Here is a 4,449-nt window from a genome sequence, read left to right on the forward strand (position 1 = left end):
GCCGCCTCTAGCGCGCCTCGCGGCGGCCGAGGCGGACCCGGCCGTGCCCCGCAGCGCCGCTCCGGCCAACGCGACTACGGCCCCGTACGCGAGTGGGCGTTGCAGAACGGGTACACCGTCTCGGAACGGGGGCGGGTCCCGGCATCCGTCCTCGAGGCGTACGACGCCGCGCACTGAATCGGAGTTCAGCCGGCTGGGCCGTGGTGGACGATGCCGCCCGGGACTGCTCCATCGAACAGGGCGTCGACCGTCACCAGCGTCAGTCCGCGGTCGCGCAGACCCGCCACAACGCGATCGAACACGCGTGCCGCGCCGGGCTGGATGTCGTGCATCAGCATGATCGAGCCGCGCTGCGGAGTGTCGATGGCGTACGAAGCGAGGTCGTCATCGCCCGGGCCCGCCCAGTCCCGGGTGTCGACACTCCACAGGATGGCGGGCTCACCGGCCAGCGCGACGACGTGGTCGTCGACATACCCGCCGGGTGGACGGAAGAACGGGATCGATTGCCCTGACAACCGCTGCAGCAACGCACGGGTGTCGCCCAGTTGCGTCGTGACCTGCGCGTCGGAGATATCGGTGAGGTAGGGGTGGTCCCACGTGTGGTTGCCGATCTCGTGGCCTTCGGCGGCGACACGGGCGACTGTGTCGGGGTACCGACTGGCGTTCTTGCCCAGCATGAAGAACGTCGCGGCGGACTGCTGGTCTCTGAGTATGTCGAGGAACTCGGGCGTCAGGGTCGACGGACCGTCGTCGAGCGTGAGCGCCATGCACGCCACCAGATCGCAGGGCACGGGCTCGAAGCCGGTCCCGCGCAGCGCCGGGCCGGTGAAATCGCCGGATGCCGCTGCCACGGCCTGACCCAGCGCGGTCAGCGCCGTCCGCACGGCGGTGAGAGGCAGCGCGACACCGAACGGGCGGGCACCGCCGGACGACCACTGGGAGAATCCGTCGAGAGCGTCGGCGTGCAACTCCGCCGGCACGGGCACGATGAGCTCGTCATACACGATCCCCAGCCCCGCCAGCGACGGCACGAAGACGGCGAGCTGCTCTCCGGTCGGCGGCGCGAGCGGTGACAGGCTGAGGCTCCCCAGATGTCGCCGCAGTGCGTCGATGACCTGCACCCATAGCGCGGACGCGTCGGCGACGAGATCCACCGAGGTACCGGTCGCGCCGTTGGAGAGGTCGGTGTAGAAGGTCGTGCTCTCGTCGGAGACGATGCCGGCGCCGTCGCCGGTGACGGTGCGCAACGTCTCGCCGAAGATCGTCCCCCGTGCGAGCGCGATCTCGCACACGACGACCGAGCCGACGCGGCCGCCGAGCACGTCCTGGGCGGAGTCGGAGGCGGCGCCGGAGGTGCAGCCGCGGTCTCCGAGGCCAGCACCGGCCACGAAGACCTGCGGCCGATAGCCGACACCGGCAACGGCAGACCGGACCGACACCGCTTCGCGCACGGTCTGCTCGACGAGCGCGTTGATCGGCTGATCGCCCGGCAGTCGCGCCCAGCGGGCATCGATGCCGACGTCGTCGTCGCGCAGGCGCAGATCGAACGTCGCGACCGCCGCGCCGTTGTCGGATGCCGACGGCCGCTCGGACAGCACGCGGCCCGCCGACGGCCACTGCACGGGTATCCAGGTCTCATCCCGCGGTGCCGCGCAGGAGGACACCGCGAGCGCACTGATGACGAGCATCGGGAGAGCCCATGCGGCACGTCGTCGCGCGCGCGTCGCCCGTCTGCCTCCCGGCATCCGAGTCGGCGCGGTCACGAGGTCGCCTCGATCACGGCGCCACCTCGATGCGGGCCAGCAGACCGGCGAGCTCGGCGTCGTAGTCGGGTGAGGGGCGCGAGACGAACGCCAGGACGGTCCCACCGTCGACGAGGGCTCCGGCGAGAGCCTCACCGTCGGCGGTGCGGCCGTGGATCACGCCGGCCCGCCCTATCGACTCGTGGTCGAAGACGGCGACGTCGCCCGCGAGCGCGCGAGCCGCGGCATCCGGCTCAAGGGAGGACCCGACGTCGAACTCGATGGTCATGACACCGTCGGGACTGTGCAGCGTCGCGCGGCTCTCATCGAACGGCGAGGTGCTGTACGACCAGTCCCGGTCGACGGGGACGGTCACCGTCGATTCCGATTCGGTGAGCGTGACGGACTCGTCGTCCTCCGCGACGCGGATCGTGGCCGCCGCCCAGATGTCGGGGCCGACCGTGAACACCGAAATGACGACGGCGATGATGATGACTGCTGCGGCCGCCGACGCCACGATGACCGGCGTTCGGTGGCGGAGCGGTGACACAAGACCGATCATGCCAGCCGCGCCGACGACCGCCGCGCTCCCACGCGCAGGACGTCAGTCGACGTCGACGGTGAAGGTGACGTCCTGAATGCCGCCGTCGGTGTTGGCAAGAACGATCTTCGTCTCGCCTTCGGCGAGGGCACGGATGCCGGGGTTCTCCGTCGCCCCGCCGTTGCTGGCGCCGGGGATGAACTCCGCGATCGACGCGTCGGCCACCTGCGCGGTGTAGCTGTCGACCGCGAGGTCGCCCGTCGTGATGTTGAGCACCTGGCCGACGACAAGGTCGACCTCGGCTCCCTGCAACTCGTCGGTGCTCATGGTCACAGACTCGACGGCCGGCTGTGCACCGCCGGACCCGCATCCGGCGAGCGCGAGCGCGAGGAGGCCGGCCGCAGCGGCCGCCGTGACACAGCGTAAAGTGCTCATGGCGTCAGTCTGCCGGTACTGCCTTCGGCGCGGAAGAGCGCCGCGGTTGCGGCCCATCGTCGTCCCACAGCGGTTGATCGAGGCGGACGCGCGCGCAGGCCCGCGATGCTGTTCGAGTTCGCCGGCATCCCTGGCTCGACCAGCGCACAGATCGCGACGGTCCGCAGGATCATACGAGGTCCGCGGCCGCGCGTGTCGGGTTCGGGAGCTCGGCAGGGCGGTCGAGAACGGCGGCGGTGAGGGCGGCGGCATCCGTGATGATCGTGGCGTCGTGAGCGGCGCGGGCGAGGAGCAGCGCACCCTCGAGGTTCGCGACCGCCCAGCGAGCCAGGCGGTCGGCATCCTGCTCGCTGCGTTCTGTCTCGCGGAGTCGGCTCGCGAGCGGTGCGGCCCACGCGCGGAAGGCTTTGTCCGCGGCCTGGGCGACCACCTCGGACTGGCCGGCGCGCTCCAAGGCGATCGTCGCGACCGGACAGCCGCAGGCGTATGCCGAATCACGCAGCTCTGCCGCCTGAGCAGCGGCGACGGCGGTCACGAGTTCACCCGGCGTGGACGTCGCAGCGGCGGCGTAGCGGATGCGGTCGGCGACCCGGTCGCCGCTGTAGCGGATCGCCTCGGTCGCGAGATCCTCCTTTCCACCCGGAAAGTGGTGGTAAAAGGAACCCTTCGGTGCACCACTGGCCGCGAGGATCGTCTCCAGCCCCGTCGCGGCGTATCCCTGCCGGCGGAACAGGTCCGCGGCGGCGGCGATCGCATCGCTCCTGGCGGTCGTGGTCCTCGGCATCCGCGATACCTCCTTGCGTGTCGTCCTTATTCATTCTATGGTGATCGACATACTAAGGCAATCGCCATAGAACGAAAGAGGAGGAACCCCATGCCCGTCATCACCGTCCAAGTCCCGACCGGCTCGCTCGACGCGAGCCAGAAATCCGAACTGATCGCCCGACTCACCGATGTCCTGGTGGATGTCGAGAAGGCCGAACCGATCCGCCCCTTCGTGTACGTCGTCATCGACGAGACCGCCCGCGACGGCTATGGCCTCGGCGGCGTCCCGATCGATGTCGTGCTCGCGAAGGCCGCGGCACGATGACCCTCGAAGGCCGGACGGCCCTCGTCACCGGGTCGACCTCGGGCATCGGCCGCGCCGCCGCCGAGTCGCTCGCCGCGCGCGGTGCGACCGTGATCGTCACCGGCCGTGATCCACAACGGGCCGAGGCGGTCGTCGCACAGATCGCGGCCTCGGGCGGAACTGCTCGCGCTGTCACTGCTGACCTCACCAAGCCGGAGGGAGTAGCCGCCCTCACCTCGTTGGACGGGGTGGACATCCTCGTGAACAACGCCGGCGTCTACCGCTTCTTGCCCACCTCGGGCACCGGCCCGGCGGTCTTCGACCTCCTTCTGGAAGTGAACCTTCGGGTCCCCTTCTTGCTCGGCCAGGCGCTCATCCCCCGGATGGCCGAGCACGGCGGCGGCAGCGTCGTGAACGTCTCGACCGTCGCCGCGCGGGTGGGAACCGCCACGTCCGCCGCCTACGGCGCCGCGAAAGCAGGGCTCGAATCGCTCACCCGAGCGTGGGCGGCCGAGTACGGCCCGCAGGGGGTCAGCTGAATATTCGCGTTTCTGAGCACCGCGGGTATTGGGGTTGAGCACCGCTCGTTCGGTGTCGTGTTCTCGTTGTTGAGCGCCACCGATTATTCGCGTTCAGCACCACCTTCTTAGGCTCCTTCTGCC

7 protein-coding genes are annotated in these 4,449 nt (G+C 70.0%); 3 read left to right on the forward strand and 4 right to left on the reverse strand.

Going from position 1 to position 4,449, the window contains the following annotated elements; translation table 11 throughout:
* A partial coding sequence (locus tag WBP48_RS10705; RefSeq protein WP_424440154.1) for an Lsr2 family DNA-binding protein occupies positions 1-177 on the forward strand: 177 nt, incomplete at its 5' end.
* A gap of 8 nt (positions 178-185) precedes the next feature.
* Here the strand turns inward: WBP48_RS10705 and WBP48_RS10710 are convergent.
* From WBP48_RS10710 to WBP48_RS10725, 4 genes are all read right to left on the reverse strand, one after another.
* The gene (locus WBP48_RS10710) at positions 186-1,688 is read right to left on the reverse strand and encodes a polysaccharide deacetylase family protein (RefSeq protein WP_424440137.1); all 1,503 of its coding nucleotides are present in this window, start codon (positions 1,686-1,688) and stop codon (positions 186-188) included.
* Between the two features lie 88 nt (positions 1,689-1,776).
* Positions 1,777-2,292, reverse strand: a complete 516-nt coding sequence (locus tag WBP48_RS10715) for a hypothetical protein (RefSeq protein WP_424440140.1) — start codon at positions 2,290-2,292, stop codon at positions 1,777-1,779.
* Positions 2,293-2,346: 54 nt separating this feature from the next.
* Positions 2,347-2,718, reverse strand: a complete 372-nt coding sequence (locus WBP48_RS10720) for a hypothetical protein (protein WP_424440143.1) — start codon at positions 2,716-2,718, stop codon at positions 2,347-2,349.
* A gap of 169 nt (positions 2,719-2,887) precedes the next feature.
* Positions 2,888-3,502 carry a TetR/AcrR family transcriptional regulator gene (locus WBP48_RS10725; RefSeq protein WP_424440146.1) on the reverse strand — a complete coding sequence of 205 codons (615 nt, stop codon included), beginning with the start codon at positions 3,500-3,502 and terminating at the stop codon, positions 2,888-2,890.
* A 90-nt stretch (positions 3,503-3,592) separates the two neighbouring features.
* Between WBP48_RS10725 and WBP48_RS10730 the strand changes: the two genes are divergently transcribed.
* Positions 3,593-3,808: a tautomerase family protein gene (locus WBP48_RS10730; protein ID WP_424440148.1), complete on the forward strand. Its 216-nt coding sequence runs from the start codon at positions 3,593-3,595 to the stop codon at positions 3,806-3,808.
* Positions 3,805-4,326 (forward strand): SDR family NAD(P)-dependent oxidoreductase, encoded by a 522-nt coding sequence (locus WBP48_RS10735; protein ID WP_424440151.1) that lies wholly within the window; start codon positions 3,805-3,807, stop codon positions 4,324-4,326. Before WBP48_RS10730 ends, WBP48_RS10735 begins: the two co-directional genes overlap by 4 nt.
* The last annotated feature ends 123 nt before the right edge of the window (positions 4,327-4,449 follow it).

Source organism: Microbacterium sp., assembly GCF_049661145.1.
Lineage (GTDB): Bacteria > Actinomycetota > Actinomycetes > Actinomycetales > Microbacteriaceae > Microbacterium.

Excerpts from the sequence above, each read along its gene's own strand:
- WBP48_RS10735 (WP_424440151.1), top strand. The coding sequence starts at position 3,805 with ATGACCCTCGAAGGCCGGACGGCCCTCGTCACCGGGTCGACCTCGGGC.
- WBP48_RS10710 (WP_424440137.1), bottom strand. The coding sequence starts at position 1,688 with ATGCTCGTCATCAGTGCGCTCGCGGTGTCCTCCTGCGCGGCACCGCGG.
- WBP48_RS10730 (WP_424440148.1), top strand. The coding sequence starts at position 3,593 with ATGCCCGTCATCACCGTCCAAGTCCCGACCGGCTCGCTCGACGCGAGC.
- WBP48_RS10725 (WP_424440146.1), bottom strand. The coding sequence starts at position 3,502 with ATGCCGAGGACCACGACCGCCAGGAGCGATGCGATCGCCGCCGCCGCG.
- WBP48_RS10720 (WP_424440143.1), bottom strand. The coding sequence starts at position 2,718 with ATGAGCACTTTACGCTGTGTCACGGCGGCCGCTGCGGCCGGCCTCCTC.